This window comes from Kitasatospora sp. NPDC052896 (genome assembly GCF_044547075.1).
Lineage (GTDB): Bacteria > Actinomycetota > Actinomycetes > Streptomycetales > Streptomycetaceae > Kitasatospora.
This window is the reverse complement of the sequence record NZ_JBITZU010000021.1, coordinates 19,935-45,406: the sequence shown is the minus strand read 5'-3', so window position 1 is coordinate 45,406 and position 25,472 is coordinate 19,935. Positions and strand designations below refer to the sequence as shown.

Below are 25,472 nucleotides of genomic sequence, written 5' to 3'. Positions count from 1 at the left end.
GCGAGAATGACGAGTAGCGGGCGGCCCGGGGAGGGGCCGCGGTCGGCGTGTGACCTGTACCACGACCGGCATGCGTAACACTTGGGGAGCGGCAGCGATGTGTACGGAGCGGAAGCAGCTCCGGAATGCCGCACCATGTCAGAATGCTGTGTTGGTCTGCGGCGCTGTTGCCGTTCCACAATCCAGCGTCCTGCCAACCCAGTCCCCCCAGTCCTCAAGTCCGAGCCGGTCGGAACCGACAGCGTGCCCTGTGGCGCGCGATCATTCCTCGCCCTCTCGGGCGGTCCGGTACGGGTTCGAGTCCACTCTTCGTCCGAGAGGTTGTTCGTGTCGGCCAGCACTTCCCGTTCGCTCCCCCCCGAGATCGCCGAGTCCGCGGCCCTGCTGGCGCTCATCGAGCGGGGCAAGGCCCAGGGGCAGATCGCCGGTGACGACGTGCGCCAGGCCTTCGAGGCGGACCAGATCCCGGTCACCAAGTGGAAGAACGTCATGCGCAGCCTCAACCAGGTGTTGATTGAGGAAGGGGTGGACCTGATGGTCAGCGCGGCCGAGCCGTCCGCCGCCAAGCGCAAGAGCGTCGCTGCCAAGAGCACCACGAAGCGCACCGCCACCAAGGCGGTCACCACGCGTACCCCGGCCGCCCCGACCAAGCCCCCGGTGCGGATCGCGCCCGCCGCGACCGTGGCCGCGCCCGCCGTGACCTCGGTCACCGCCGTGACGGTGGAGACCTCGTCGGTCGCGCCGCTCGAGTCGGTCGCCAAGCCGGTGGCGGCGAAGAAGGTCGCCGCCGCGGCCCCGGCGAAGAAGGCGGTGGCGAAGAAGGCCGCGCCGGCCAAGAAGACCGCGGCGAAGAAGACCGCGACCAAGGCCGAGAAGGGCGAGGACGAGCTGCTCGGTGACGAGGAGCTGCTGGACGACGCGGCGCTGACCGGTGGCAAGGCGGAGCCCGAGGCGGGTGCCGAGCCGGAGGAGGAGTCGGAGGGCTTCGTCCTCTCCGACGACGACGAGGACGACGCGCCGGCCCAGCAGGTCGCGGTCGCCGGTGCCACCGCCGACCCGGTCAAGGACTACCTCAAGCAGATCGGCAAGGTCCCGCTGCTCAACGCCGAGCAGGAGGTCGAACTCGCCAAGCGGATCGAGGCCGGCCTGTTCGCCGAGGACAAGCTGAGCGCCTCCGACAAGCTGGCCCCCAAGCTCAAGCGCGAGCTGGAGATCATCGCCGAGGACGGCCGCCGGGCCAAGAACCACCTGCTGGAGGCCAACCTCCGGCTGGTGGTCTCGCTGGCGAAGCGTTACACCGGTCGCGGCATGCTCTTCCTGGACCTGATCCAGGAGGGCAACCTCGGTCTGATCCGTGCGGTCGAGAAGTTCGACTACACCAAGGGCTACAAGTTCTCGACCTACGCGACCTGGTGGATCCGCCAGGCGATCACCCGCGCGATGGCCGACCAGGCCCGCACCATCCGTATCCCGGTGCACATGGTCGAGGTCATCAACAAGCTGGCCCGCGTCCAGCGCCAGATGCTCCAGGACCTGGGCCGCGAGCCCACCCCGGAGGAGCTGGCCAAGGAGCTCGACATGACCCCGGAGAAGGTCATCGAGGTCCAGAAGTACGGCCGCGAGCCGATCTCGCTGCACACCCCGCTCGGCGAGGACGGCGACAGCGAGTTCGGTGACCTGATCGAGGACTCCGAGGCGGTCGTCCCGGCCGACGCGGTGAGCTTCACGCTCCTCCAGGAGCAGCTGCACTCGGTCCTGGACACCCTGAGCGAGCGCGAGGCCGGCGTGGTCTCGATGCGCTTCGGCCTGACGGACGGTCAGCCCAAGACGCTGGACGAGATCGGCAAGGTCTACGGGGTCACCCGTGAGCGGATCCGCCAGATCGAGTCGAAGACCATGTCCAAGCTGCGTCACCCGTCGCGCTCCCAGGTGCTGCGCGACTACCTGGACTGATCGGTCGGTTCGGCAGCACGAGGACGGCCGGAGGCCCGGGGCAACAGCCCCGGGCCTCCGGCCGTTCCGACGACGTCATCCGGTCGTGTCCGGTATCGCTCGTCCGGGTGTTTGAAACCGACTTGACGGGCACTCAGGGTCATCAAATGACTACTCTGTGACGATTGCCCGTTGCCTGCCGTCGAGTCGCCCGGAGTCCTCCGTGATGCCCACCTCGCTCGTCCCGTCCGGCTGTCCCGATCCGCGGGGGCAGCTGTCGTACTGTCGTCCGCGCCGCACCGGGCCGGTGCGGCGGGGGGCGTTGTTGGCCCTGCTGGCGGCGTTGCCCGCGGCGCTGGTCGCCGTGGGTGCCGCACCGGCCCAGGCGGAGCGTCGGATCGTGGGCGGCTGGGCGGACAGTACGGCCCAGCATCCCTGGGTGGTCGGGATCGCCAGCAAGCCGCAGTACGGTTCCGCCCGTTCCGGCCAGTTCTGCGGCGGCGCACTGGTCAGCCCCACCAAGGTGGTCACGGCGGCGCACTGCTTCTACGACGAGAGCACCGGCAGACCGACCCAGCGGCCGGGGCTGGCGGTGCTGGTGGGTCGGACCGACCTGCGGAGCAAGGAGGGGGTCGAGGTCGCGGTCAGCGAGGTCTGGATCCACCCGGGCTACTCGTTCGACCGGAACACGCAGGATGTGGCGGTGCTCACGCTGGCCGTCCCGCAGGACGGGCGCCCGGTGCTGCCGATGGTCGACCAGGGTGAGACGGCGCCGTACGTGCCGGGCACCCGGGCCCAGGTCTACGGCTGGGGTGACACGACGGGTAAGGCCAAGTACGCCGCGGCACTACGGGCGGTGGAGGTGCCGATCGTCGCTGACGCGGAGTGCGCGCGCGACTACCCGGGCGGCCCGAACGGGACGTTCAACGCGAGTGTCATGGTGTGCGCCGGAGCGGCCAAGGGGGGCAAGGACGCCTGCCAGGGCGACAGCGGCGGCCCGTTGGTGGTGGCCGGCCGGCTGGTCGGGCTGGTCTCCTGGGGGACCGGCTGTGCGGAGGCCGGGCACCCCGGCGTCTACACCAGGCTGGCGGCGGTCTCGGACGTCGTTCGGGCCCGACTCCAGGACGCGCCCAACTCCCAGCCGTGACGGGTCGATTACCCAGCGTCCGGTCCGGGAACGACACCGGGCGGCAGATCGCCTGTGCGACCTGCCGCCCAGCGGACCGGCCCGCAAGGGCCGACCCCAGCACGTCAAGGGGAGCGACTGAGTCAGCGCTCGTCGTTGGCGGCAGAGGCCGCCGTGGTGGCGAGACGACCGCTCTCGTCCTGTATTTCCACGGCGATCTTCTTGAGCTCCGGCTCGAACTTCCGCCCGTGGTGGGCGCAGAACAGCAGCTCTCCGCCGCTGGCCAGGACGACGCGCAGGTAGGCCTGGGCGCCGCAGCGGTCGCAGCGGTCAGCCGCGGTGAGCGGGCTCGCAGGTGTCAGAACAGTAGTCACGTCGCCTCTTCTCTAGCTCGACGAGCTGTCGTACCAGGGTGAACATCCAACCAGGCCGAAAACGTTCCCGCTCGTGGCTTTTCTTCTTTGAGGATTCTGCTGTGTTGATGAGGACGTGCCCCGGGCGCGCTCGGTTCATGCGCGTCGGAAACCGCGACCTGTCTACCACTCGAACGTTCTATCGAACTGTTGTCCGAGGGTGGGCGTAGCATAATCCCCTACTGGGTTGGAGCATAAGCCCCGTCCTGGGCACCGGTAGCCTGCATCTCGGCTGTTCCAGCGCTCGTCGCGGGGTCGACGGTCCGCCAGTACCCGCCGGGCGCGGGCGAGATGGCGACCCCGTCGAGCGGGTCGGGGCCGGACCGTGTTCGCGCAGCGCGTACAAGCTGCGAACTCGGGGCGTAGTGTGCAGCGGCGGTGACGGCGCCGATCGGCCGCCGCGGAACAGCTGCCGGGATCGAGTCAGAAGTCTCTTTGGAGGAGTGCACCGCGTGAGTGCCGAAACGACCGTGCCACCCGCCCTGCGCGCCGTGGATGACGGATCCAACTACACCGCTCGGCATCTGCTCGTCCTGGAGGGGCTGGAGGCGGTCCGCAAGCGACCCGGCATGTACATCGGCTCCACCGACAGCCGGGGCCTGATGCACTGCCTGTGGGAGATCATCGACAACTCGGTCGACGAGGCGCTCGGCGGCTTCTGCGACCGGATCGAGGTGGTCCTGCACGACGACGGCTCGGTGGAGGTCCGCGACAACGGCCGTGGCATCCCGGTCGACGTCGAGCCCAAGACCGGCCTGTCCGGGGTCGAGGTCGTGATGACCAAGCTGCACGCCGGCGGCAAGTTCGGCGGCGGCTCGTACGCGGCGTCCGGTGGTCTGCACGGCGTCGGCGCCTCGGTGGTGAACGCGCTCTCCGCCCGGCTGGACGTCGAGGTGGACCGCGGTGGGCACACCCACGCGATCAGTTTCCGCCGCGGCACCCCGGGCATCTTCACCGAGCTCAGCCCGGACGCGCCGTTCGAGCCCGGCAGCGGGCTCAGCAAGGTCCGCCGGGTCACCAAGGGTCGGACCGGCACCCGGATCCGCTACTGGGCCGACCGGCAGATCTTCCTCAAGGAGGCCAAGCTCTCCCTGGAGAACCTGCACAACCGCGCCCGGCAGACCGCCTTCCTGGTTCCCGGCCTGACCATCGTGGTGCGTGACGAGCGCCTGACGGAGAGCGAGCGGATCGAGGAGACCACCTTCCGCTTCGACGGCGGGATCGGCGAGTTCTGCGAGTTCCTGGCACCGGACAAGCCGATCTGCGACGTGCTGCGGCTGCGCGGCGAGGGCACCTTCAAGGAGACCGTCCCGGTCCTGGACGAGCTCGGCCACATGACCCCGACCGAGGTCACCCGCGAACTCGGCGTGGACATCGCGCTGCGCTGGGGCGCCGGCTACGACACCACGCTGCGCTCCTTCGTCAACATCATCGCCACCCCCAAGGGCGGCACCCACGTCACCGGCTTCGAGCGTTCGCTGGCCAAGACCGTCAACGAGGCGCTGCGGGCGACCAAGCTGCTGCGGGTCGCCGAGGACGACATCACCAAGGACGACGCCACCGAGGGCCTCACCGCGGTGGTCACCGTCCGGCTGGCCGAGCCGCAGTTCGAGGGCCAGACCAAGGAGGTGCTGGGCACCTCGGCGGCCAACCGGATCGTCGCCGCGGTGGTCGCCCGGGAGCTCAAGGCCTTCCTCTCCTCCGCCAAGAAGGACGAGAAGCTGCAGGCCCGGGCGGTACTGGAGAAGGTGGTCGCGGCCGCGCGCACCCGGGTCGCGGCCCGCCAGCACAAGGAGGCGCAGCGCCGGAAGACCGCGCTGGAGACCTCCTCGCTGCCCGCCAAGCTGGCCGACTGCCGCAGCGACGACATCGAGCGCAGCGAACTCTTCATCGTGGAGGGCGACTCCGCGCTGGGCACCGCCAAGCTTGCCCGCAACTCCGAGTTCCAGGCCCTGCTGCCGATCCGCGGCAAGATCCTCAACGTCCAGAAGGCCTCGGTCTCGGACATGTTGAAGAACGCCGAGTGCGCAGCGATCATCCAGGTGATAGGAGCCGGGTCGGGCCGGACCTTCGACATCGACCAGGCCCGCTACGGCCGGGTCATCTTCATGGCCGACGCCGACGTCGACGGTTCGCACATCCGCTGCCTGCTGCTGACCCTGTTCCAGCGCTACATGCGCCCGATGGTCGAGCAGGGCCGGGTGTTCGCGGCCGTCCCGCCGCTGCACCGGATCGAGCTGACCAACCCCAAGCGCGGCCAGGAGAAGTACCACTACACCTACTCCGACGCCGAACTGCGCCGCAGCCTGCTGGAGTTCCAGGGCAAGGGCCTGCGTTGGAAGGAGCCGGTGCAGCGCTACAAGGGCCTCGGTGAGATGGACGCCGACCAGCTGGCCGAGACCACCATGGACCCGCGTCACCGGATCCTGCGCCGGATCAACCTGGGCGACCTGGAGGCCGCGGAGCAGGTGCTCGACCTGCTGATGGGCGACAAGGTGGCGCCGCGCAAGGAGTTCATCGTCGACTCCGCGGCCACCCTGGACCGTTCCCGGATCGACGCCTAGCCGGCCCGCTCCACCCCGGCGGGGGGGGGGGGGGGGGGGGGGGGGGGGGGGGGGGGGGGGGGGGGGGGGGCCCCGCCCCCGCGCCCCCCCCCCGCCCCCCCCCCCCCCCCCCCCCCCCCCCCCCCGCCGTTTCAACCCTGGCGCCGATCACCCTGCGCCACCGGATCCGTACCGTCGTAGAGGTCAGCACCCCCTCTTCCAGCCGGGATGGAGAACTTCCGATGGCCGGGCTTTCCAACATCGTCATCATCGTCGCCGCGGTCGTGTTCGTGCTCGCCCGCCAGATGCGGGCCCGCCGGATCGACACCGAGCGCCGCTTCTGGCTCCTGCCGCTGATCCTCGCCGTGGTCGCGCTGCGTGACCCGAGCCTGATCGACCCGCACCACAAGGCCGCCGCGGTCGGGCTGTTGGTGGTGGGGATCCTGATCGAGATCGCGATGGGCTCGGTCTGGGGCTGGACCGTCCGGATCTGGCGGGATGCTGACGGTACCGTGTGGGCCAAGGGCAGCAAGGCCGCGCTGGCCGCCTGGGTCGGCATGATCGCGCTGCGGGTCGGCCTGTTCGCGGTGGCCGCCGCGCTCGGCGTCCACCAGGGGACCAACGACCTGCTGCTCGCGCTGGCGGCGCTGCTCCTGGTCCGCGGCGCCGTGGTGAACTGGAGGGCCCAGAACCTGGAAGGCGGCCCGCGCCGGGCCACCGTGCTCGGCTGAGCCGGGCCGGCCGTGGAGGGAACGTACGTGCCACTGGAGTACTGGACCCGTTGGCCGCAGGAGCCGCCCCTGGACCGGAGGAACTCCTCCTGGGCCGGGGCGCTGCTGTCCGCCGTCGGGCGTTTGGGGCTGCTGGGCTCGGTCGTCTGGGGGACGTACGCCGGGAGCCGGCACTCGGCGGCGACCGCGGTCGTCGCGGCGATACTGATCATCTCGGCGGGAGCGCTCTTCTACGGTCTCTTCGTGGCCTCGCGGCGGCACTGGCCGCGGGCGGCGCTGGGGTGCATCGTCGGAATGCTGGTGGTCAGTTGGGCGGCCCAGCAGACCCACGGGGTGCTGCTGGCGAACGTGATCTGGTGCGCGATGTCGGTGATCGTGCTGCTCCGGCTGCCGCTGACGCTGGCCGTGCCGGCCACCCTGATGGCCCTGGCCTCGTACAGCACGACCACCCGCGACTCCCCGCTGGGCACCGTGCTCACCGTGGTCGGTCTGCTGCTGCTCGGCTACCTGTTGCGGCTGGACGGCGAGGCGCGGGCGACCGCCCGGCTGCTGCTGGCCCAACAGCTGGCCGCGAAGGCGGCCGAGGCGGAGTCGGCGGCGCTGGCCGAGCGGGCCCGGATCGCCCGGGAGATCCACGACGTGCTGGCGCACAGCCTCTCCGCGCAGCTGGTGCACCTGGAGGCGGCGCGGCTGATGCTGGACGGTGGGGCCGATCGCGGGCAGATCCGGGAACGGGTGGTGGCGGCCCGGCGGATGGCCCAGGACGGGCTGGCCGAGACCCGGCAGGCGCTCTCCGCGCTGCGCGGCGAGTTCGTCCCGGTCGGGGACTACCTGGTGCAGCTCGTGCGGGACGAGAACGCCGTGCTGACCGTGGAGGGGACCCCGCGGCCGCTCGCCGCCGAGGCCGGGCTGGCCGTCCGGCGGACCGCGCAGGAGGCGCTCACCAACGTCCGCAAGCACGCGTCCGGCGGCGGTTGCACGGTCCTGCTGCGCTACCTGCCGGAGGAGGTGGAGCTCGAGGTCCGCAACGTCCGCGGGCCGCGCGGCGAGGTGTCGGCCGAGTTGGCCGGCAGCGGCAGCGGGTACGGTCTGCTGGGAATGCGTGAACGCGCGGAACTGCTCGGCGGCAGCCTGCTGGCGGGCCCGGACGACGGAGGATGGCGCGTGCTGCTGCGGGTGCCGGCATGAGCGAGCGGACGACGGGCGGGGCGGAGCAGCCGACCCGGGTGCTGGTGGCGGACGACCAGACCGTGGTGCGGGAGGGGATCGTGATGCTGCTGGGGCTGCTGCCCGGCATCGAGGTGGTCGGGGCGGCGGCCGACGGCGAGGAGGCGGTCCAGCTGGTCGCCGAACGGGCCCCGGACGTCGTGCTGATGGACCTGCGGATGCCGCGCTGCGACGGGGTGGAGGCCACCCGCCGGATCCGTGGCGAGCACCCGGCGACCGAGGTGGTGGTGCTGACCACCTACGCCGACGACGACTCGCTCTTCCCGGCGCTGCAGGCCGGCGCCCGGGGGTACCTGACCAAGGACGCGGGGGCGGAGGAGATCGCCCGGGCCATCGCGGCCGTCCGTTCCGGAGCGGCCGGGCTCTCCCCGCAGGTGCAGCGCCGGCTGCTGGAGCGGCTCGCCGCGCCCGCCCCGGAACCGGCGCGGCCCCCGGCGCGGTCGGCCCAACAGCCCCTCCCGGACGGCCTGACGGCCCGGGAGGCGGAGGTACTGGCGCTGATCGCCGAGGGGTTGTCGAACACCGAGATCGCGGCGGAGCTCTTCGTCAGCCCGGCCACGGTGAAAACTCATATCAATAATCTCTTCGCGAAGACCGCGGTCAGGGATCGTGCACAGGCGGTCAGTTATGCGTTCCGACATGGGATTTCGCGGGGTGAACAGCACGGCTGATCTCGTCTTAATGGGTGAAAAATCCGGTCGGGTGCCATATCTCCGTTTCTGACCCGTCATCATTGTGCCGTCAGGGCACCGTCGGTACGCCGAATGGATCTTCGGGGCGGGTCGTCCGGAGTGCTCGCGGTGCCGCTATCCCGACGCCCACCGCTCGGTGGTGCATCCCGGGCAGGAGCAGCTTTGGCACAGCAGCAAGTCACCGGACCGGTCGGTCGGCCGTCCCGTTCGAGCCAGTGGTTCGACCGGTGGTCCGTCCCCAGCGGGGCCGCGAGGCCGGGTCGTCGAGCCGCTCGCGGGCGGGCGGTGGTGGAGCGCGCCGTCACGGTGAGTCCCATCGTTCCGGCACCGCGGCAGGCGGAGCCGCCACCGGATCCGGCCGCCGCCGAGGTCTACCGGGCGGTGCAGCAGAGCGCCACCTTCCAGGAGATCCGGCGCAGCTACCGCAGGTTCGTCTTCCCCGCCACCGCGGTCTTCCTCGGTTGGTACCTCCTCTACGTGACCGCGCAGGCGATCGCGCCCGATCTGATGCGCAGCCGCCTCGCCGGGCCGTTCAACGTGGCCTGGCTGCTCGGCCTGCTGCAGTTCGTCTCGACCTTCGTGATCACCCTGCTCTACGCCCGCAATGCCCGCATCAAGCGCGACCGAGCCGCCCTCGGGCTGCGCTGGGACACCCAGGACCAGCTGCGATGAACCTGATCGAGTCCCACCTGCCCGTTCCCGGCCACTCGGCACTCGCGCCGGCCGGCGGTCAGCACCACGAGCTGGCGGTCGTGCTCTTCGCGCTGGTGGTCGTGGTGACCCTGGCGATCACCGTCTGGGTCGGCCGCCGCGGCCAGGCCACCGAGGACTTCTACGCCGGTGGCCGCGACTTCGGCCCGTTACAGAACGGCATCGCGCTCTCCGGCGACTACCTCTCGGCCGCCTCGTTCCTCGGGGTGACCGGCCTGATCGCGCTCTACGGCTACGACGGCGTGCTCTACAGCATCGGCTTCCTGGTGGCCTGGTTGGTGGTCCTGATGTGGGTCGCCGAGCTGGTCCGCAACACCGGCCGCTACACCCTGGCCGACGTGCTGACCACCCGGATGCGGCAGCGTCCGGTCCGGGCCGCGGCCGGCAGCGCCAGCGTGGTGGTGACCCTGCTCTACCTGATCGCCCAGATGGTCGGTGCGGGCAGTCTGGTCGCCCTGCTGCTCGGCACCACCGGGGCGGCGGCCAAGACCTGGACCATCGTCGCGGTCGGCGCCCTGATGGTCATCTACGTCACGGTCGGCGGGATGCGGGCCACCACCTGGATCCAGATCGTCAAGGCGATGATGCTGATGACCGGGGCGGCGCTGCTCACCGGCTGGGTGCTGGTCCGCTTCCACGGCGACTTCGCCGGCCTGATGGAGGCGGCGGCCCGGGGCAGCGGCGCCGGTTCCAGGTACCTCGAGCCGGGCCTGAAGTACGGCGGGACCGCCACCGAGCGGCTCGACTTCGTCAGCCTCGGCCTGGCCCTGGTGCTCGGCACGGCCGGCCTGCCGCACATCCTGTCCCGCTTCTACACCGTGCCCACCGCGCGGGCCGCCCGGCGGTCCACGGTCTGGGCCATCGGGCTGGTCGGCTGCTTCTACCTGATGACCGTGGTGCTGGGACTGGGGGCGACCGCGCTGGTCGGCTCCAAGGCGGTGAAGACCGCCAACTCGGCCGGGAACACCGCCGTTCCGCTGCTCGCGCTCAAGCTCGGCGGCGGCGACGGCAGTACCGGGGGAGCCCTGCTCTTCGCGATCACCTCGGCCATCGCCTTCGCCACCATCCTCGCCGTGGTGGCCGGGCTGACCCTGGCCTCCTCGGTCTCCTTCGCCCACGACCTCTACGCCGAAGCGTTCCGCCGCGCCGACCGGCCGGCGGTGAGCGACCGTCAGGAGGTGGTGGTGGCCCGGCTGGCAGCGGTGGTGATCGGCGGCACGGCGATCGTGCTCAGCCTGTTCGCCCAGCGGCTCAACGTCGCCTTCCTGGTCAGTCTGGCGTTCGCGGTGGCGGCCTCGGCCAACCTGCCCACCCTGCTCTACAACCTCTTCTGGCGCCGGTTCACCACCCGGGGGGCCTGCTGGGCGACCTACGGCGGCCTGGTGCCGGCCCTGGTCCTGGTGCTCTTCTCCCCGGTGGTCTCCGGCAGCAGGACCGCGATGTTCCCGGGCGTGGACTTCCACTGGTTCCCGCTGGAGAACCCCGGCCTGATCTCCATCCCGCTGGGCTTCCTGGCCGGTTGGGTGGGCACGGTCAGTGGCGAGGAGCGGGCGGACGCGGACAAGTTCGCCGAGCTGGAGGTCCGTTCGCTGACCGGCGCCGGGGCGGTCTGAGCGGGCACCGGAACGGCGGACGGTCCCCGGCGGCGCCTGCTGCCGGGGACCGTCCGCGCGCGGGGGAGTTCAGGGGCGGCCGAGGTGGGTGGGGTGGTAGCCCTTGACGATCTTCGAGATCCGGACCCTCGTACCCTGGTGCGCCGCCTCGACGTAGCGTTCGTCGCCCAGGTAGACGGCGACGTGGTGGATGCCACGGGCGCTGCCGTCCGAGGACCAGAACAGCAGGTCGCCGCGGCGGAGTCGGCCCGGCCCGAGACGGGTGGTCGCCTCGTACTGGTCGTTGGCGATCCGCGGCAGCCTGATGCCCGCCCGGCGGTAGGACTGCTGGACCAGGCCCGAACAGTCGTAGCCGTTCGGGCCGTTGCCGCCCATCACGAACGGCTTGCCGACCTGGGCCAGTGCGAACTTCACGGCCGCCTCGGTGTTCCGGTGCGAACTCGTCCCGGTGGCGGGGGCGGTGGACTCGTCATCGGCGGTGGCCGGAGTGGTGTCGTCGACGGCCGGCGCGGTCTGGCCGGTGTCTGCGCCGCCGGGGGTGGGGCCGTCGGTGCCGGGGACGGTGTCGTCGGTGTCGGGTGCGCTGGTCCCGTCCAGCTGGTGGTGGCCGGGCACGGGCTCCGCGTACGCGCTCCCGGCACCGCCGAGGAGGTTCGAGCCCGTGCCCACGACTATCGCGGTGGCCAGTGCGACGCCGTACCGCAGCCGGGCGACACCGGGCAGCACGGTCCGATGGGGTGTCGTATCCATGCGGTCACGCTAGGCAGTCGTCACCGGGAGTCGCCGCGTGGCCTCCGCCGAACGGACGACTCACCCTCGGTAAGGACCGTCCAGCGGTTGCACTCCGCGGACCTCCATCCGGCTCGGCGTGCCGGGGGTCTTTCCACAGCTCTCCGGGCGGGCCGGCGCGCTCGTCCGCTGGACCACCTCGACCCGCCAGGCCCGGCCGTCGGCGTGCTCCACCCGGCACTCCCAGCGGTCCTCGGCCAGGGCCCGCTGGCTGACGGTCAGCGCGTCCGCCGCGGTGTCGCCGGTCAGCTCGCGCACCGCCTGCTCGGCCGCCTGGCCGGGCCGGTCCCAGCAGGAACGCCCGCGCGACCACTGCGGCACGGTGTGCCCGGCGGCGGTCGCCGCCAGCACCTCCTTGGCCGCGGCCTCGCCGAGCCGGCCATAGGCGTAGCCGTACGGGAGAACCAGCATGGTCGGCGCGAACCGGTGCCCGCCCAGGTGGGTGACCTCCCAGACCTCGCTGTGCCCGGCCGCCGCCAGCTCGGCCGCCAGCGGCCGCCCGAGCAGCGCGCAGCAGCGATCCCGGCGGCCGTTGGTGCAGACCAGCGCCAGCGGGCCGCCGGTGTGCGGGACTCCGAAGCCGCCGTGCTCGCCGGCCCCGGCGGCGGCCAGGTCCAGTGTCAGCAGCTCGGCGGGGTCGGTCAGTTCGGTGCGGCGCACCCAGGAGTGGCCCGGGCGGGTGTGGGCCAGCACGACCTGGTGCCCGGCGAGCGGGAGGTTGTCGGCGTGCCGCCCGGGCCGGCGGATCAGCGCCGGTCGGACACCGGTCCCCGCGCAGGCCGCGTCCAGCGCCCGGCCCAGCTCGGTGTCGAGGTGGCTCCCGGTCAGCGCCTTCGCACCCCACGGCCCGGGCTGCTCCAGCAGCAGCCAGGTCGCGGCGGTCGCCGCGGTGGCGGCCAGCGGCTCGTCGAGTTCGCTCGACGCACTGCTACAGGTGATCACCCCGGGCACCCTACCGTGCGCCCCGGAGCGCCGGGTGGGGCCGGATCACCCGGCCCCACCCGCCGGCCTCAGGCCGGTCCGGCCACCGCCGCGAGCCGGCCGGTCACCGGGCTGCCGGAGCCGTCCCGGCGCGGATCGCGCTCCGGCAGCTGCACCGGCGAGCCGTTGGCCGCCGCGCCGCGGGCCGGCGCGGCCCCCGCCCAGGCGAAGACCAGCACGTCCTCGCCGCGCAGGAAGCGCTGGCAGCGCACGCCGCCGGTGGCCCGGCCCTTGCGCGGGTACTGCTCGAACGGCGTCACCTTCCAGCTGGTCTGCTCATCGCCGGCGAGGGTGCCGGAGGCACCGGCCACCGAGACCACCACGGCGTCCTCCGCCGGGTCCACCGCGGTGAAGGAGAGCACCCGGGCGTCCTCCGTGAGCTTGATCCCGGCCATCCCGCCCGCCGGACGGCCCTGCGGGCGGACCTGGCCGGCCGGGTAGCGCAGCAGCTGGGCGTCGCTGGTGATGAAGACCAGGTCCTCCTCGCCGGTGCGCAGCTCCACCGCGCCCACCAGCTCGTCGCCCTCCCTGAGCGCGATCACCTCGAACTCGTCCTTGTTGGCCGGCCACTCCGGCACCACCCGCTTGACCACGCCCTGCACCGTGCCCAGGGCCAGGCCGGGCGAGGACTCGTCCAACGTGGTCAGCGCGATCACCCGCTCCTCGGCCTCCAGCCGCAGGAACTCGCTGACCGGCGCGCCGCCCGCCAGCGACATCGCGCGCTGCGGTGGCAAGGCCGGCAGATCGATCACCGGCAGTCGCAACACCCGCCCGGCCGAGGTCACCGCGCCCACGTCGGCCCGCGCGGTGGCCGGCACGGCCGAGACGATCAGGTCGTGCTTGGCCCGGGACTCGCCGGCCTCCATCGGCTCGCCGTCCGCCGTCCGGGCCAGCAGGCCGGTCGAGGAGAGCAGCACCCGGCACGGGTCGTCGGCCACCTCCAGCGGCACGGCCAGCGCCGCCGACGGAACGGCGCCGGACTCCAGCAGCACGGTGCGCCGCTCGGTGCCGAACTGCTTGGCGACCGCGCCCAGCTCGCCGGAGACCACGCTGCGCAGCTTGCCGTCCGACTCCAGGATCTCGGTCAGCTCGGTGATCTCCGCGGTCAGCTTGGCCTGCTCGGCCTCCAGCTCCACCCGGTCGAAGCGGGTCAGCCGGCGCAGCGGGGTGTCCAGGATGTACGCGGTCTGCACCTCGGAGAGCCCGAACCGCTCGATCAACCGCTCCTTGGCCTGCGCCGCGTTGTCGCTGGACCGGATCAGCGCGATCACCTCGTCGATGTCGACGAGCGCCACCAACAGGCCCTCGACCAGGTGCAGCCGCTCCTGCCGCTTGCGGCGGCGGAAGTCGCTGCGCCGGCGGACCACCTCGAAGCGGTGGTCGACGTAGACCTCCAGCAGTTCCCTGAGGCCCAGCGTGAGCGGCTGGCCGTCCACCAGCGCCACGTTGTTGATGCCGAAGGTCTCCTCCAGCGGCGTCAGCTTGTACAGCTGCTCCAGCAGCGCCTCGGGGACGAAGCCGTTCTTGACCTCGATGACCAGGCGCAGCCCGTGCTCGCGGTCGGTCAGGTCCTTGATGTCCGCGATGCCCTGCAGCTTCTTCGCGTTGACCAGGTCCTTGATCTTGGCGATCACCTTCTCCGGCCCGACCGCGAACGGCAGTTCGGTCACCACGATGCCCTTGCGGCGGGCGGTGACGTTCTCCACCGTCGCGGTGGCGCGCATCCTGAACGTGCCGCGGCCGGTCTCGTAGGCGTCCCGGATGCCGGAGAGGCCGACGATCCGGCCGCCGGTCGGCAGGTCCGGGCCGGGGATGAACCGCATCAGCGTGTCGAGGTCGGCGCCCGGGTGCTTGATCAGGTGCCGGGCGGCGGCGATCACCTCGCTCAGGTTGTGCGGCGGCATGTTGGTCGCCATCCCGACCGCGATCCCGGAGGAGCCGTTGACCAGCAGGTTCGGGAAGGCGGCCGGGAGCACCACCGGTTCCTGCTCGCTGCCGTCGTAGTTGGGGCCGAAGTCGACGGTCTCCTCGTGGATCGACTCCACCAGCGACATCGAGGCCGCCGTCAGCCGGGACTCGGTGTAGCGCATCGCGGCCGGCGGGTCGTCGTTGCCGAGCGAGCCGAAGTTGCCGTGGCCGTCGATCAGCGGGACCCGCATCGAGAAGGGCTGTGCCATCCGGACGATCGAGTCGTAGATCGAGGCGTCCCCGTGCGGGTGCAGCCGACCCATCACCTCGCCGACCACGCGGGCGCACTTCACGTGGGCGCGCTCGGGGCGCAGGCCCATCTCGTTGGCCTGGTAGAGGATGCGGCGGTGCACCGGCTTGAGACCGTCCCGCGCGTCCGGCAGGGCGCGGGAGTAGATCACCGAGTAGGCGTACTCGAGGTAGGAGCGCTGCATCTCGTCCACGACGTCGACGTCGAGGATCTGCTCCTCGAAGTCTCCGGGCGGCGGGGTCGGCGAACTGCGGCGGGCCATCGCGGCGGGGCTCCCTTGCGTCTGTCAGCTGCTTCACGTGTCGTCACGGGGGTACGGCGACCCCCATTGTGGACCCTCCGGCGGACAGCGCCCGCCAGTGGCCTTCGTGAGGGCCACCGCCGGCGACTTCCGCCGGTGGCGAACGCCCGGCCCGCGCGGACGCGTCCCGGCGTTTCGATCGTTGCACCACAATGGGGGCCGTAGACACCCCCCGACCCACCCGACGGGAAGGACCCGAGCGCATGGCCAATCCGGCCCCCGCCTCCACCGGCGGTATCGCCATCACCGAGCACCGGCTGGCCAACGGCCTTCGCGTGGTGCTCTCCGAGGACCACCTCACCCCGGTGGCCGCCGTCTGCCTCTGGTACGACGTCGGCTCCCGCCATGAGGTGCAGGGCCGTACGGGTCTCGCCCACCTCTTCGAGCACCTGATGTTCCAGGGCTCCGCGAGCGTCTCCAACAACGGCCACTTCGAGCTGGTCCAGGGCGCCGGCGGTTCGCTCAACGGCACCACCAGCTTCGAGCGCACCAACTACTTCGAGACCATGCCCGCCCACCAGCTGGAGCTCGCGCTCTGGCTGGAGGCGGACCGGATGGGCTCGCTGCTGGCCGCGTTGGACGACACCTCGATGGAGAACCAGCGAGACGTCGTCAAGAACGAGCGCCGCCAGCGCTACGACAACGTCCCGTACGGCACGGCGTTCGAGAAGCTCACCGCGCTCTCGTACCCGGAGGGGCACCCGTACCACCACACCCCGATCGGCTCGATGGCCGACCTGGACGCCGCCACGCTGGAGGACGCCCGGGCGTTCTTCCGCACCTACTACGCACCCAACAACGCGGTGCTGTCGGTGGTCGGCGACATCGACCCGGCGCAGACCGTCGCCTGGATCGAGAAGTACTTCGGCAGCATCCCCGGCCACGACGGCAAGCAGCCGCCGCGGGACGGCACGCTGCCCGAGACCATCGGGCAGGAGCTGCGCGAGCTGGTCGAGGAGGAGGTCCCGGCCCGCGCGCTGATGGCCGCCTACCGCCTGCCGCACGACGGCACCCGCGAGGCCGACGCCGCCGACCTGGCGCTCACCGTGCTCGGCTCCGGCGAGTCCAGCCGGCTCTACAACCGCCTGGTCCGCCGCGACCGCAGCGCGGTCTCGGCCGGGTTCGGCATGCTCCGGCTCGTCGGCGCCCCCTCGCTGGGCTGGTTGGACGTGAAGTCCTCGGGCGACGCCACCATCGACCGGATCGACCGGGCGATCGACGAGGAGCTGGCCCGGTTCGCCGCGGAGGGCCCGAGCCCCGAGGAGCTGGAGCGGGCGCAGGCCCAGATCGAGCGCGAGTGGCTCGACCGGCTCACCACGGTCAGCGGCCGGGCCGACGAACTGTGCCGCTACGCCGTGCTGTTCGGCGACCCGAAGCTGCTCAACGGCGCGCTGGAGCGGGTCCTCGACGTCACCGCCGAGGAGGTCAGGGCGATCGCCGCGGCCCGGCTGCGGCCGGACAACCGCGCCGTCCTGGTCTACGAGCCCACCAACGCCGACGACGCCGCGACCGACGAGGAGGACGCCGCATGAGCGCCTACGTCCCCGCCATGACCTTCCACCCGCAGCCGCAGCCCGGCACGCCGACCCCGTGGGCGTTCCCCGCGCCGACCCGCGGCCGGCTCGCCAACGGGCTGACCGTGCTGCACTGCGACCGCCCCGGCCAGCAGCTGGTGGCCGTCGAGGTGCTGCTCGACGCGCCGCTCGCCGCCGAGCCGGCCGGGCTGGACGGGGTGGCCGGCATCCTCGCCCGGGCCTTCACCGCGGGCACCGACACGCTCACCGCCGAGGAGTACGCCGGTGAGCTGGAGCGCGCCGGCGCCACGCTGGACGCGCACGCCGACCACCTCGGCATCCGGCTCGCTCTGGAGGTTCCGGCCTCCCGGCTGGAGCGCGGCCTCAACCTGCTCGCCGACGCCCTGCGCGCCCCCGCGCTGCCCGCCGACGAGATCGAGCGGCTGGTCGCCAACCGGCTCGACGAGATCGTCCACGAGCAGGCCAACCCGGCCCGGCGCGCTGCCAAGGCGCTCTACGCCGAGCTGTTCGACGCCGCCGACCGGCTCTCCCGCCCCCGCGGCGGCACCGCCGAGACGGTCAAGCCGATCGACCGCGCCGCCGTCCGGGCCTTCTACACCGCGCACGTCCGCCCGGCCACCGCCACCGCCGTGGTGGTCGGCGACCTCACCGGGGTCGACCTGCCCGCCCTGCTGGAGGCCACCCTCGGCGGCTGGACCGGCGAGTCGGCCGAGCCCAGCGTCCCGGCGCCGGTCACCGCGGACGACACCGCGCGAGTGATCATCGTCGACCGGCCCGGCTCGGTGCAGACCCAGCTGCTGATCGGCCGGATCGGCCCGGACCGGCACGATCCCGCCTGGCCTGCCCAGACCCTCGGCACCTACTGCCTGGGCGGCACCCTCACCTCCCGGCTCGACCGGGTGCTGCGCGAGGAGAAGGGCTACACCTACGGCGTCCGCTCCTTCGCCCAGCCGCTGCGCTCGGCGGCCGACGGCTCGGGGCGCGCGCTGCTGGCGATCAGCGGCTCGGTGGACACCGCGTCCACCGCGCCCGCGCTGGCCGACACCTGGACCATCCTGCGCACCCTGGCCGCCGAGGGCCTCACCGACGGTGAGCGCGAGGAGGCCGTGCAGTTCCTGGTCGGCGTCGCGCCGCTCAAGTACGAGACGGCCGGCTCGGTCGCCGGCACGCTCGCCGACCAGGTCGAGCAGCAGCTGCCGGACGACTTCCAGGCGGAGGTCTACCGGCAGCTGGCCGAGCTCGACACCGCGGCCGCCACCGCCGCCGTGGTCGGGGGCTTCCAGCCGGACCGGCTGGTCACCGTCCTCGTCGGGGACGCCGCGGTGATCGCCGACCCGGTGAAGGAGCTCGGTATCGGCGAGGTCAGCGTCGTGTCGTCCTGACCCTGACACGTCCTCAGGAGGCCCGGCGGAAGCACCCGCCGGGCCTCCTTTTATTGGCTTGCCCGGTCGGTGCGGCCCGTGGGTAGATAGCCCTGCCGCGCGGTGCGGCATCGGATCACCGGTTTCGGATCACCGGCATCGGAGAGGAGGCGGTCATCATGCGGGTCGAGCACCCAGGCAGGCGCCGGTACGCCCTGCGCTCCCCGAGGCCGTCCTCCTCCCCACGCGCCTCCCTGCGCCGACGCGCCGCCTGAGTCCCCTTCCCCGGGCCCCGCGCCGGGCTGTTCATCGACTTCCCGAGCCACGCCGGACGCTTCGCGTGGCAGTTCTACCCTGGACATATCGACCTTTGGGGGTCAGCTCACCATGTCGTACACCGAAGTCCCCGGTGCCCGGGTCCCGATCCGGATGTGGACGGATCCGGCGACGGTGGAAGGCGCGGCGATGCAGCAGCTGCGCAACATCTCCTCGCTGCCCTGGCTGCACGGTCTCGCCGTGATGCCGGACGTGCATCTCGGCAAGGGCGCGACCGTCGGCTCGGTCATCGCCATGAACGGCGCGGTCTGCCCGGCCGCGGTCGGGGTCGACATCGGTTGCGGGATGAGCGCGGTGAAGACCTCGCTCACGGCCGGCGACCTGCCCGACGACCTGGGCCGGCTGCGCTCCAGGATCGAGCAGATGATCCCGGTCGGCCGTGGCATGCACGGCGACCCGGTCGACCCGCGCCGGCTGCACGGCCTGCCGACCTCGGGCTGGGACGACTTCTGGGACCGCTTCGACGCGGTCGCCCCGGAGGTCCGCTGGCGGCGCGAGCGGGCCCTGCAGCAGATGGGCACGCTGGGCAGCGGCAACCACTTCATCGAGTTCTGCCTGGACACCGACGGCTCGGTCTGGCTGATGCTGCACTCCGGTTCGCGCAACATCGGCAAGGAACTGGCCGAGCACCACATGACCGTGGCCCGCTCGCTCCCGCACAACCAGGGCCTGCCCGACCGCGACCTGGCGGTCTTCATCGCGGACACCCCGCAGATGGCCGCCTACCGGCAGGACCTGTTCTGGGCGCAGGAGTACGCCAAGCGCAATCGGGCGATCATGATGGCGCTCTTCCAGGACGTGGTCCGCAGCGAGTTCCGCCGGGCGAAGGTCGGCTTCGATCCGGTCGTCAGCTGCCAGCAGGAAGACGAACGAGGCGTGATGAGGACGGTCGAGTACCGCCCCGGCGTCATCAGCTGCCATCACAACTACGTGAGCGAGGAGCGGTACGACGGCGTCGACCTGCTGGTCACCCGGAAGGGCGCGATCCACGCGGGCGCGGGGGAGTGGGGGATCATCCCCGGCTCGATGGGCACCAGCTCGTTCATCGTCCGTGGCCTGGGCAACCCGGCCTCGTTCAACTCGGCCTCGCACGGCGCCGGTCGGAAGATGAGCCGGACGGCGGCGAAGAAGCGGTTCACCACCCGGGACCTGGTGGAGCAGACCCGGGGCGTGGAGTGCCGCAAGGACGCGGGCGTGGTGGACGAGATCCCGGGCGCGTACAAGTCGATCGACAAGGTCATGGAGCAGCAGAAGGACCTTGTCCAGGTCGTCACCGAGCTGAAGCAGATCGTCTGCGTCAAGGGTTGAGCCGGACGGCGGTGAAGGAGCCGTTCGCCACTCGGGACCCGGTGGAGCGGGCCGGGGCGTGGAGCGCCGCGAGGACGCGGGCGTGGTGGACGAGATCCCGGGCGCCCGCGAGCCGGCCGAGAAGGTGATGGAACAACAGCACCTGCTCGCGGTGGTCGCCCACCGCGAGCAGGTGCTCCGCGTGCGGGCCTGGTCCGCCGGCGGATCAGGCGCGGGGGATCAGGAACGCCAGGAACCTCGTGCGCACCCCGAGCAGGATCGCCGCGATCACCGAGAGGTCGAACACGGTGTTGAACCAGAACCCGCGCGGTCCGAACACGAACGGCACCAGGAAGACGAAGAAGCTCTGCGCGACGTAGACGTACAGCGAGCTCCGGCCGAACGGCAGCAGGACCTTCCCGGCGGTCCGCGCGATCGGCTCCTCGAACCGTCGGACCAGGAGGTACGTGCCGGCGACGCTCACCGGCGCCAGCAGGGGCCGCAGCAGACCGAGCCGGTTGTTCTGGAACAGGTGGTCGTAGGTGCCCGAAGCGGACACCAGGGTGGGGTGGTAGAGCAGGACCATGCCGACGGCGTAGATCAGCAGGGTGGCCACGACCAGGCCGACCCGCAGGGCGCGGCGCGGCGCGGGCGACATCCGGGACATCAGGCGCCTGATGTCGTCCCAGTGGAAGCCCGCGGTCATGCCGAGGAAGAAGTACACCCCCCACTGCAGGAACGGGCTGCAGGAGCCGGTGTCGAAGTACGAGGGCAGCAGGAAGCCCGCGTAGGCCAACAGCAGCATCAGCGGCGCCAGCCGGCGGGAGAGCAGCCACACCGCCAGGGGTGCGAGCAGGAACATCGGGACGTAGAAGCTCAGGAAGTCCGCCCAGCCGTAGGTGTAGCGCAGCGTCAGCGCGTTGACCAGCAGCGTCAGTGGCGTGGAGTGATCGTCGAGGCCGACCTTGACCTGCGTCCTGCCGTGCGCGAGCGCCACCCGGCCGATCCAGGTGAAGAGCAGCGTGAGGGTGACCGCGACCACGTACAGCTGCCCGGCCCGCTGCCACGAGTTGCGCGCCACCCGCGGTAGCCCGTGCTGTTCCAGGTCGCGGCGGCGCAGCATGCCCACCAGCAGCCCGGAGATCAGGAAGAAGCCCTCGGCCTCGGAGACCAGCAGCCCGCCGCGCCCGTCGAACAGGCCGAGCAGGGAGGGGACGTAGCTGAGGTGGATCGCGGCGAGCACGCCCACGTAGTAGCCGCGCATCAGGTCGAGCGTGACCACGCGGGCACGTTTCGGGGCGACGACGGGTGGTGAGGCCTCGCGGGGGGCGGGGGCCGTGACGTTGGCTGGGGCCGGGGCAGGCAGAAGCAGAGACGTCATGCAGGTCAGTCCGCCAGGCCTGCCTTTGAACGGTCTGAGAACAGGCTCAGCTCAGCGTGAGCTGTTCCGCCGTCCCGGGCGCGGTGGCCCGGGGCGGCGTCGACGGTGATTCAGGAAGCGGGACCCCCGCCCCGGGTGAGGCGCCGCCGGGACGGTCAGGCCGGACGCAGCAGGAACGTGACGAAGCCGAAGGTGCCGCGGTAGCCGCGGAGCCAGCCGGTGCGGTGGGCGGTGGCCGCCGCCAAGGCCTCGGCAGCTTCGGGGAGTTCGGGGTGGTCGAGGGCCCAGCCGGCCAGTGAGCCGGTCCAGCACCACTCGTAGTCGTCCAGTTCGTGCTGGGTGCTGAGGTGCGCGTACACCGGGATCCAGCCGTCCGCGACGATCCGTTCGACCAGGGTGGGCAGGTCGTCGAACTCGTCGGGCGAGCCGCCGAGCGCGGCGGTGGCCGCCTCGCCGGGCGGCGTCTGCCAGTAGCCCTCGCCGAGCAGCACGGCACCGCCGGGCGCGAGGTGTCCGCGGGCCGCGGCCAGGGTGGGCAGCGGGCCGCCGAAGGCGTGCGTGGCGCCGACGCTGAGCACCAGGTCGTAGGGGTGCGGTGCGGTGAACTCGGCCGCCGCGCGGTGGTGCAGGCCGAGCCGTCGGGCCACCCCGAGCTGTTCGGCGGCCTGCTGGGCCCGGGCGAGCCCGTCCGGATCGAGATCGACGCCGTCCGCGGTCACCCCCGGGTGCGCGGCCAGCGCGCGCAGCAGCCAGGCGGCCTCGCCGCAGCCGAGGTCGAGCAGCCGCTCGTCGCCCCGGCGAAGAGCCCGGGCGAGCAGCGTGGCGACCGACGGGTCGCTCAGCGGCGCGGCGATCGGATGGTGGGCGTGGGCGAGGCGGGAGCGCAGGCTACGGTCCATCCAAGCAGCCTCGCAGAGCCGCGGCCCGGCCGCAGGCCGTTTTCCGCGGCGGACACGCCGGAGGGGTGCGCCGCCGGTGTTCGGCGGGCACCCCTCCGGGAGGTCCGGGCTCAGGCCGCGGGCAGCTCGTCCAGGCCCTCCTGGACCATCTTGGCGAGCCGGTCCAGCGCGGCGTCCGCGCCCTCGGCGTCGGAGGCCAGCACGACCTCGTCGCCGCCCTCGGCACCGAGCGCCAGCAGCCCGAGCATCGAGGCCGCGTTGACCGGGTTGCCGCCGGCCTTGGCGATGGTGACGGGCACGCCGACGGCGGCCGCCGCACGGACGAAGACGGAGGCGGGACGGGCGTGCAGGCCCTCGGGCCAACCGATGGTGACGCGGCGCTCAGCCATGTGACGTGCCTTTCAGGTGGTGCTGCTTGGAGCCGTGTTGTCTAGACCATTCTGGCACGGCCGGGACCGAAACGGGTCCCCCCGGTCGAACGGAGTTCGGGTCGGGCGCCATCCGGCCCGTCGCCGGATAGCCTGGCGGCGTGGACGACCCCCAGGCCCAGCAGCGCGCCGCGGCTCCCGGCGACCCGACCGGCTACCCCCGGCACTGGGAGGCCGACATCCTGCTGCGCGACGGCGCCGCCGCGCGGATCCGGCCGATCACCCCGGCCGACGCCGAGCGGCTGGTGGAGTTCTACGCGCAGGTCTCCGACCAGTCGAAGTACTTCCGGTTCTTCGCGCCCTATCCCCGGCTGTCCGAGAAGGACGTCCAGCGCTTCACCCACCACGACTACGTCAACCGGGTCGGCCTGGCCGTGGTGGTCCGCGACCGCTTCATCGCCACCGTCCGCTTCGACCGGATCGACGACACCGGCCGCCCCTCCGACACCGGCACCGAGGCCGAGGTGGCCTTCCTGGTGCAGGACGCCCACCACGGCCGCGGGGTCGGCTCGGTGCTGCTGGAGCACATCGCCGCGGTCGCCCAGGAACGCGGCATCCGCCGCTTCACCGCCGAGGTGCTGCCCGAGAACCGCAAGATGGCCAAGGTCTTCACCGACGCCGGCTACACCCAGCGGCGCAGCTTCGCCGACGGCGTGCTGCACCTCGAGTTCGACCTCGAACCCACCGCCGCCTCGCTGGCCGTGATGCGCGCCCGTGAGCACCGGGCCGAGGCGCGCTCGGTGCAGCGGCTGCTGGCCCCGCGCTCGGTCGCGGTGGTCGGCGTCTCGCGCACCGCCCGCTCGGCCGGCCGGGCGCTGCTGCGCGACGTGCGGGCCGGCGGCTTCACCGGGCCGGTGTACGCGGTGAACAGCGCCGCCCCGCCCGGCACCGAGCTGGACGGGCTGCCGGTGTACCGCTCGGTCCTGGAGATCCCCGACCCGGTGGACCTGGCGATCCTGGCGGTGCCCGCCGAGGTGGTGCCGACCGTGGTCGCGCAGTGCGGCGCGCACGGCGTGCGCGGCCTGGTGGTGGTCACCGCGGGCTACGCGGAGACCGGACCGGCCGGCCGCGACCGGCAGCGGGCGCTGGTCCGCCAGGCCCGCGCGGCCGGCATGCGGGTGATCGGCCCCAACGCGTTCGGGCTGATCAACACCGCCCCCGAGCACCCGCTGAACGCCTCGCTGGCGCCCGCCCTGCCACGGGCCGGGCGGTTCGGGATCTTCTGCCAGTCCGGTGCGATCGGGGTCGCCCTGCTGGAGGCCGCGCACCGCCGCGGGCTCGGGGTCTCCTCCTTCGCCTCGGTCGGCAACCGGGCCGACGTCTCCGGCAACGACCTGCTGCAGTACTGGGAGGAGGACCCGGCCACCGACGTGGTGCTGCTCTACCTGGAGTCGTTCGGCAACCCGCGCAAGTTCACCCGGATCGCCCGACGGCTCGCCTCGAGCAAGCCGGTGGTGGTGGTGAAGGGTGCCCGGCACACCGGCAGCCTGCCGCCCGGCCACGCCGTCCCGCCGCCCTCCACCGGGTTGCACGACAGCACCGTCGACGCGCTCTTCCAGCAGGCCGGGGTGGTCCGGGTGGAGACCATCACCGAACTCCTGGACACCGGCGAACTGCTCGCCCACCAGCCGCTGCCGGCCGGCGACCGGGTCGCGGTGGTCGGCAACTCCGACTCGCTCGGCCTGCTCACCCACGACGCCTGCCTGGGCGCCGGGCTGCGCCCGCGCACTCCGGTGGACCTGACCACCGCCGCCACCGGGGAGAACTTCCGGATCGCCCTGGAGACGGCGCTCGCCGATCGCGCGGTGGACGCGGTGATCGCCGTCGCGATCCCGCCGATCGCCACCTCCGGCCAGGACTTCGTGGGCGACCAGGAGCTGCCGCCCACCGACCCGGAACTCGGCGAGGCACTGCTTGCCGCCGCGGCCCGGGCCCGCCGGCTGGGCAAGCCGCTGCTGCTGACCCATCTCGCGCTCACCGACCTGCCCGGCCGGCTGCGCACCCCCGAGCACACCGTCCCGGCCTACCCGGCGCCCGAACGCGCGGTGCGCGCGCTCGCGCACGTCGTGCGCTACGGCCAGTGGCGCCGCGACGCCGAGGAGGCCGAGCAGACCGCCCGGGTGCCCGAGCTGGACCGGATCGACCCGCCCGCCGCCCGCCGTCTGGTCGAGCAGGCCCTGGGCACCCGGACCGCCACCGCCGCCAGCACCCAGCCCGGCGGTGCCCGGTTCACCCTGCCCGATCCGGACGCCACCGCCCTGCTCGCGCACTACGGCATCGACGTCCACCCGGTGCTGCCCGCCCCGGAGGAGGAGCAGGCGGTCCGGGCCGCCGCCGAGCTCGGCTACCCGGTGGCACTCAAGGCGACCGCCGGCCACCTGCAGCACCGGCCCGATCTCGGCAGCGTCCGGCTCGACCTGACCGACGAGGACGGGCTGCGGCGCGCCCATCGCGAGCTGGACGCGCTGCTCGGCGGCGCGGCGCGGGCCGAGCTGGTGGTGCAGCGGATGGCCGCGCGCGGCGTGGACACCGTGATCGGCGCCACCGTGGACCCGGCGGTCGGAGCGATCCTGGCCTTCGGCCTGGCCGGGGCCCCGGCCGAGCTCTTCGGCGACGTGGCGCACCGGCTGATCCCGGCGACCGACGTCGAGGTCGCCTCGCTGGTCCGCGAGGTGCGGGCGGCGCCGCTGCTGTTCGGCTGGCGCGGCGCGGACCCGGTGGACACTGGTGCGCTGGAGGAGCTGTTGCTCCGGGTCTCCCAACTGGTCGACGACGTGTCCGAGCTGGCGTCGATCGAACTCGAACCCGTGGTGGTGGCCCCGCACGGCCTGGCGATCCTGGGGGCCAGGGTGCGGATCGCGCCGCTGCCGGTCCGCACCGATCTGGGCCCGCGCGCCATGAGCACCCTGTAGCCTTCCTGGGTTGCGCGCCTCCGGGCGGCGGTCCGCCGCCGGCCCGGTACGGAAGT

At 72.5% G+C, this 25,472-nt stretch carries 20 protein-coding genes; 12 read left to right on the top strand and 8 right to left on the bottom strand.

What is annotated here, in order from left to right; genetic code table 11:
* Nucleotides 1-321: 321 nt before the first annotated feature.
* Together ACIGXM_RS29225 and ACIGXM_RS29220 are read left to right on the top strand one after the other, a co-directional pair.
* A complete protein-coding gene (locus ACIGXM_RS29225) occupies nt 322-1,953 on the top strand; it encodes an RNA polymerase sigma factor (protein ID WP_396566042.1) in 1,632 nt (543 codons plus the stop codon).
* 205 nt (nt 1,954-2,158) lie between these two features.
* Nucleotides 2,159-3,079, top strand: coding sequence for a S1 family peptidase (locus tag ACIGXM_RS29220; protein WP_396566040.1), 921 nt, complete (start codon nt 2,159-2,161; stop codon nt 3,077-3,079).
* Nucleotides 3,080-3,201: 122 nt separating this feature from the next.
* Here the strand turns inward: ACIGXM_RS29220 and ACIGXM_RS29215 are convergent, their stop codons facing one another.
* Nucleotides 3,202-3,432 carry a hypothetical protein gene (locus tag ACIGXM_RS29215; RefSeq protein WP_230052540.1) on the bottom strand — a complete coding sequence of 77 codons (231 nt, stop codon included), beginning with the start codon at nt 3,430-3,432 and terminating at the stop codon, nt 3,202-3,204.
* Between the two features lie 491 nt (nt 3,433-3,923).
* On the opposite strand from ACIGXM_RS29215, the gene ACIGXM_RS29210 reads away from it, so the two are divergent.
* The 6 genes from ACIGXM_RS29210 to ACIGXM_RS29185 all read left to right on the top strand — a co-directional run bounded on the left by ACIGXM_RS29210 (nt 3,924) and on the right by ACIGXM_RS29185 (nt 10,988).
* Nucleotides 3,924-6,035 carry a type IIA DNA topoisomerase subunit B gene (locus ACIGXM_RS29210; RefSeq protein ID WP_396566037.1) on the top strand — a complete coding sequence of 704 codons (2,112 nt, stop codon included), beginning with the start codon at nt 3,924-3,926 and terminating at the stop codon, nt 6,033-6,035.
* A gap of 221 nt (nt 6,036-6,256) precedes the next feature.
* Entirely contained in the window at nt 6,257-6,745 is a 489-nt protein-coding gene (locus tag ACIGXM_RS29205; protein ID WP_396566035.1) for a DUF1453 domain-containing protein, read from the top strand.
* Between the two features lie 27 nt (nt 6,746-6,772).
* Nucleotides 6,773-7,933, top strand: a complete 1,161-nt coding sequence (locus ACIGXM_RS29200; protein WP_396566033.1) for a sensor histidine kinase — start codon at nt 6,773-6,775, stop codon at nt 7,931-7,933.
* A complete protein-coding gene (locus tag ACIGXM_RS29195; RefSeq protein ID WP_396566031.1) occupies nt 7,930-8,643 on the top strand; it encodes a response regulator in 714 nt (237 codons plus the stop codon). Before ACIGXM_RS29200 ends, ACIGXM_RS29195 begins: the two co-directional genes overlap by 4 nt.
* Nucleotides 8,644-8,970: 327 nt before the next feature.
* A complete protein-coding gene (locus ACIGXM_RS29190) occupies nt 8,971-9,336 on the top strand; it encodes a DUF485 domain-containing protein (RefSeq protein ID WP_396566029.1) in 366 nt (121 codons plus the stop codon).
* Entirely contained in the window at nt 9,333-10,988 is a 1,656-nt protein-coding gene (locus tag ACIGXM_RS29185) for a cation acetate symporter (RefSeq protein WP_396566027.1), read from the top strand. The genes ACIGXM_RS29190 and ACIGXM_RS29185 overlap by 4 nt, the downstream gene beginning before the upstream one ends.
* Before the next feature lie 69 nt (nt 10,989-11,057).
* On the opposite strand, the gene ACIGXM_RS29180 is transcribed toward ACIGXM_RS29185, so the two are convergent.
* The 3 genes from ACIGXM_RS29180 to ACIGXM_RS29170 form a co-directional block, all read right to left on the bottom strand.
* Nucleotides 11,058-11,738 carry a C40 family peptidase gene (locus ACIGXM_RS29180; protein WP_396566025.1) on the bottom strand — a complete coding sequence of 227 codons (681 nt, stop codon included), beginning with the start codon at nt 11,736-11,738 and terminating at the stop codon, nt 11,058-11,060.
* 60 nt (nt 11,739-11,798) lie between these two features.
* Nucleotides 11,799-12,719: a sucrase ferredoxin gene (locus tag ACIGXM_RS29175; RefSeq protein ID WP_396566024.1), complete on the bottom strand. Its 921-nt coding sequence runs from the start codon at nt 12,717-12,719 to the stop codon at nt 11,799-11,801.
* 68 nt (nt 12,720-12,787) lie between these two features.
* The gene (locus ACIGXM_RS29170; protein WP_396566022.1) at nt 12,788-15,238 is read right to left on the bottom strand and encodes a DNA topoisomerase (ATP-hydrolyzing) subunit A; all 2,451 of its coding nucleotides are present in this window, start codon (nt 15,236-15,238) and stop codon (nt 12,788-12,790) included.
* A gap of 242 nt (nt 15,239-15,480) precedes the next feature.
* Here ACIGXM_RS29170 and ACIGXM_RS29165 point away from each other — a divergent pair, with 242 nt between their 5' ends.
* The 3 genes from ACIGXM_RS29165 to ACIGXM_RS29155 all read left to right on the top strand — a co-directional run bounded on the left by ACIGXM_RS29165 (nt 15,481) and on the right by ACIGXM_RS29155 (nt 19,817).
* Nucleotides 15,481-16,809: a M16 family metallopeptidase gene (locus ACIGXM_RS29165; RefSeq protein ID WP_396566020.1), complete on the top strand. Its 1,329-nt coding sequence runs from the start codon at nt 15,481-15,483 to the stop codon at nt 16,807-16,809.
* Nucleotides 16,806-18,194, top strand: a complete 1,389-nt coding sequence (locus ACIGXM_RS29160; RefSeq protein ID WP_396566018.1) for a M16 family metallopeptidase — start codon at nt 16,806-16,808, stop codon at nt 18,192-18,194. The genes ACIGXM_RS29165 and ACIGXM_RS29160 overlap by 4 nt, the downstream gene beginning before the upstream one ends.
* A 366-nt stretch (nt 18,195-18,560) precedes the next feature.
* Nucleotides 18,561-19,817 (top strand): RtcB family protein, encoded by a 1,257-nt coding sequence (locus ACIGXM_RS29155; protein WP_396566016.1) that lies wholly within the window; start codon nt 18,561-18,563, stop codon nt 19,815-19,817.
* Here the strand turns inward: ACIGXM_RS29155 and ACIGXM_RS29150 are convergent.
* From ACIGXM_RS29150 to ACIGXM_RS29135, 4 genes are all read right to left on the bottom strand, one after another.
* Nucleotides 19,807-19,980: a hypothetical protein gene (locus ACIGXM_RS29150; RefSeq protein WP_396566014.1), complete on the bottom strand. Its 174-nt coding sequence runs from the start codon at nt 19,978-19,980 to the stop codon at nt 19,807-19,809. The two genes, ACIGXM_RS29155 and ACIGXM_RS29150, sit on opposite strands and share 11 nt — an antisense overlap.
* 42 nt (nt 19,981-20,022) lie before the next feature.
* Nucleotides 20,023-21,078: an OpgC domain-containing protein gene (gene opgC, locus ACIGXM_RS29145; protein WP_396566012.1), complete on the bottom strand. Its 1,056-nt coding sequence runs from the start codon at nt 21,076-21,078 to the stop codon at nt 20,023-20,025.
* 254 nt (nt 21,079-21,332) lie between these two features.
* Nucleotides 21,333-22,076 (bottom strand): SAM-dependent methyltransferase, encoded by a 744-nt coding sequence (locus ACIGXM_RS29140; RefSeq protein WP_396566010.1) that lies wholly within the window; start codon nt 22,074-22,076, stop codon nt 21,333-21,335.
* 110 nt (nt 22,077-22,186) lie between these two features.
* Nucleotides 22,187-22,465 carry an HPr family phosphocarrier protein gene (locus tag ACIGXM_RS29135; protein WP_396566008.1) on the bottom strand — a complete coding sequence of 93 codons (279 nt, stop codon included), beginning with the start codon at nt 22,463-22,465 and terminating at the stop codon, nt 22,187-22,189.
* Nucleotides 22,466-22,605: 140 nt separating this feature from the next.
* On the opposite strand from ACIGXM_RS29135, the gene ACIGXM_RS29130 reads away from it, so the two are divergent.
* Nucleotides 22,606-25,416: a GNAT family N-acetyltransferase gene (locus ACIGXM_RS29130; protein ID WP_396566006.1), complete on the top strand. Its 2,811-nt coding sequence runs from the start codon at nt 22,606-22,608 to the stop codon at nt 25,414-25,416.
* Nucleotides 25,417-25,472 lie beyond the last annotated feature (56 nt).

Coding starts and splice junctions, on each gene's coding strand:
- ACIGXM_RS29220 (WP_396566040.1), top strand. CDS start 2,159: ATGCCCACCTCGCTCGTCCCGTCCGGCTGTCCCGATCCGCGGGGGCAG.
- ACIGXM_RS29205 (WP_396566035.1), top strand. CDS start 6,257: ATGGCCGGGCTTTCCAACATCGTCATCATCGTCGCCGCGGTCGTGTTC.
- ACIGXM_RS29195 (WP_396566031.1), top strand. CDS start 7,930: ATGAGCGAGCGGACGACGGGCGGGGCGGAGCAGCCGACCCGGGTGCTG.
- ACIGXM_RS29185 (WP_396566027.1), top strand. CDS start 9,333: ATGAACCTGATCGAGTCCCACCTGCCCGTTCCCGGCCACTCGGCACTC.
- ACIGXM_RS29180 (WP_396566025.1), bottom strand. CDS start 11,738: ATGGATACGACACCCCATCGGACCGTGCTGCCCGGTGTCGCCCGGCTG.
- ACIGXM_RS29170 (WP_396566022.1), bottom strand. CDS start 15,238: ATGGCCCGCCGCAGTTCGCCGACCCCGCCGCCCGGAGACTTCGAGGAG.
- ACIGXM_RS29165 (WP_396566020.1), top strand. CDS start 15,481: ATGGCCAATCCGGCCCCCGCCTCCACCGGCGGTATCGCCATCACCGAG.
- ACIGXM_RS29160 (WP_396566018.1), top strand. CDS start 16,806: ATGAGCGCCTACGTCCCCGCCATGACCTTCCACCCGCAGCCGCAGCCC.
- ACIGXM_RS29155 (WP_396566016.1), top strand. CDS start 18,561: ATGTCGTACACCGAAGTCCCCGGTGCCCGGGTCCCGATCCGGATGTGG.
- ACIGXM_RS29140 (WP_396566010.1), bottom strand. CDS start 22,076: ATGGACCGTAGCCTGCGCTCCCGCCTCGCCCACGCCCACCATCCGATC.
- ACIGXM_RS29135 (WP_396566008.1), bottom strand. CDS start 22,465: ATGGCTGAGCGCCGCGTCACCATCGGTTGGCCCGAGGGCCTGCACGCC.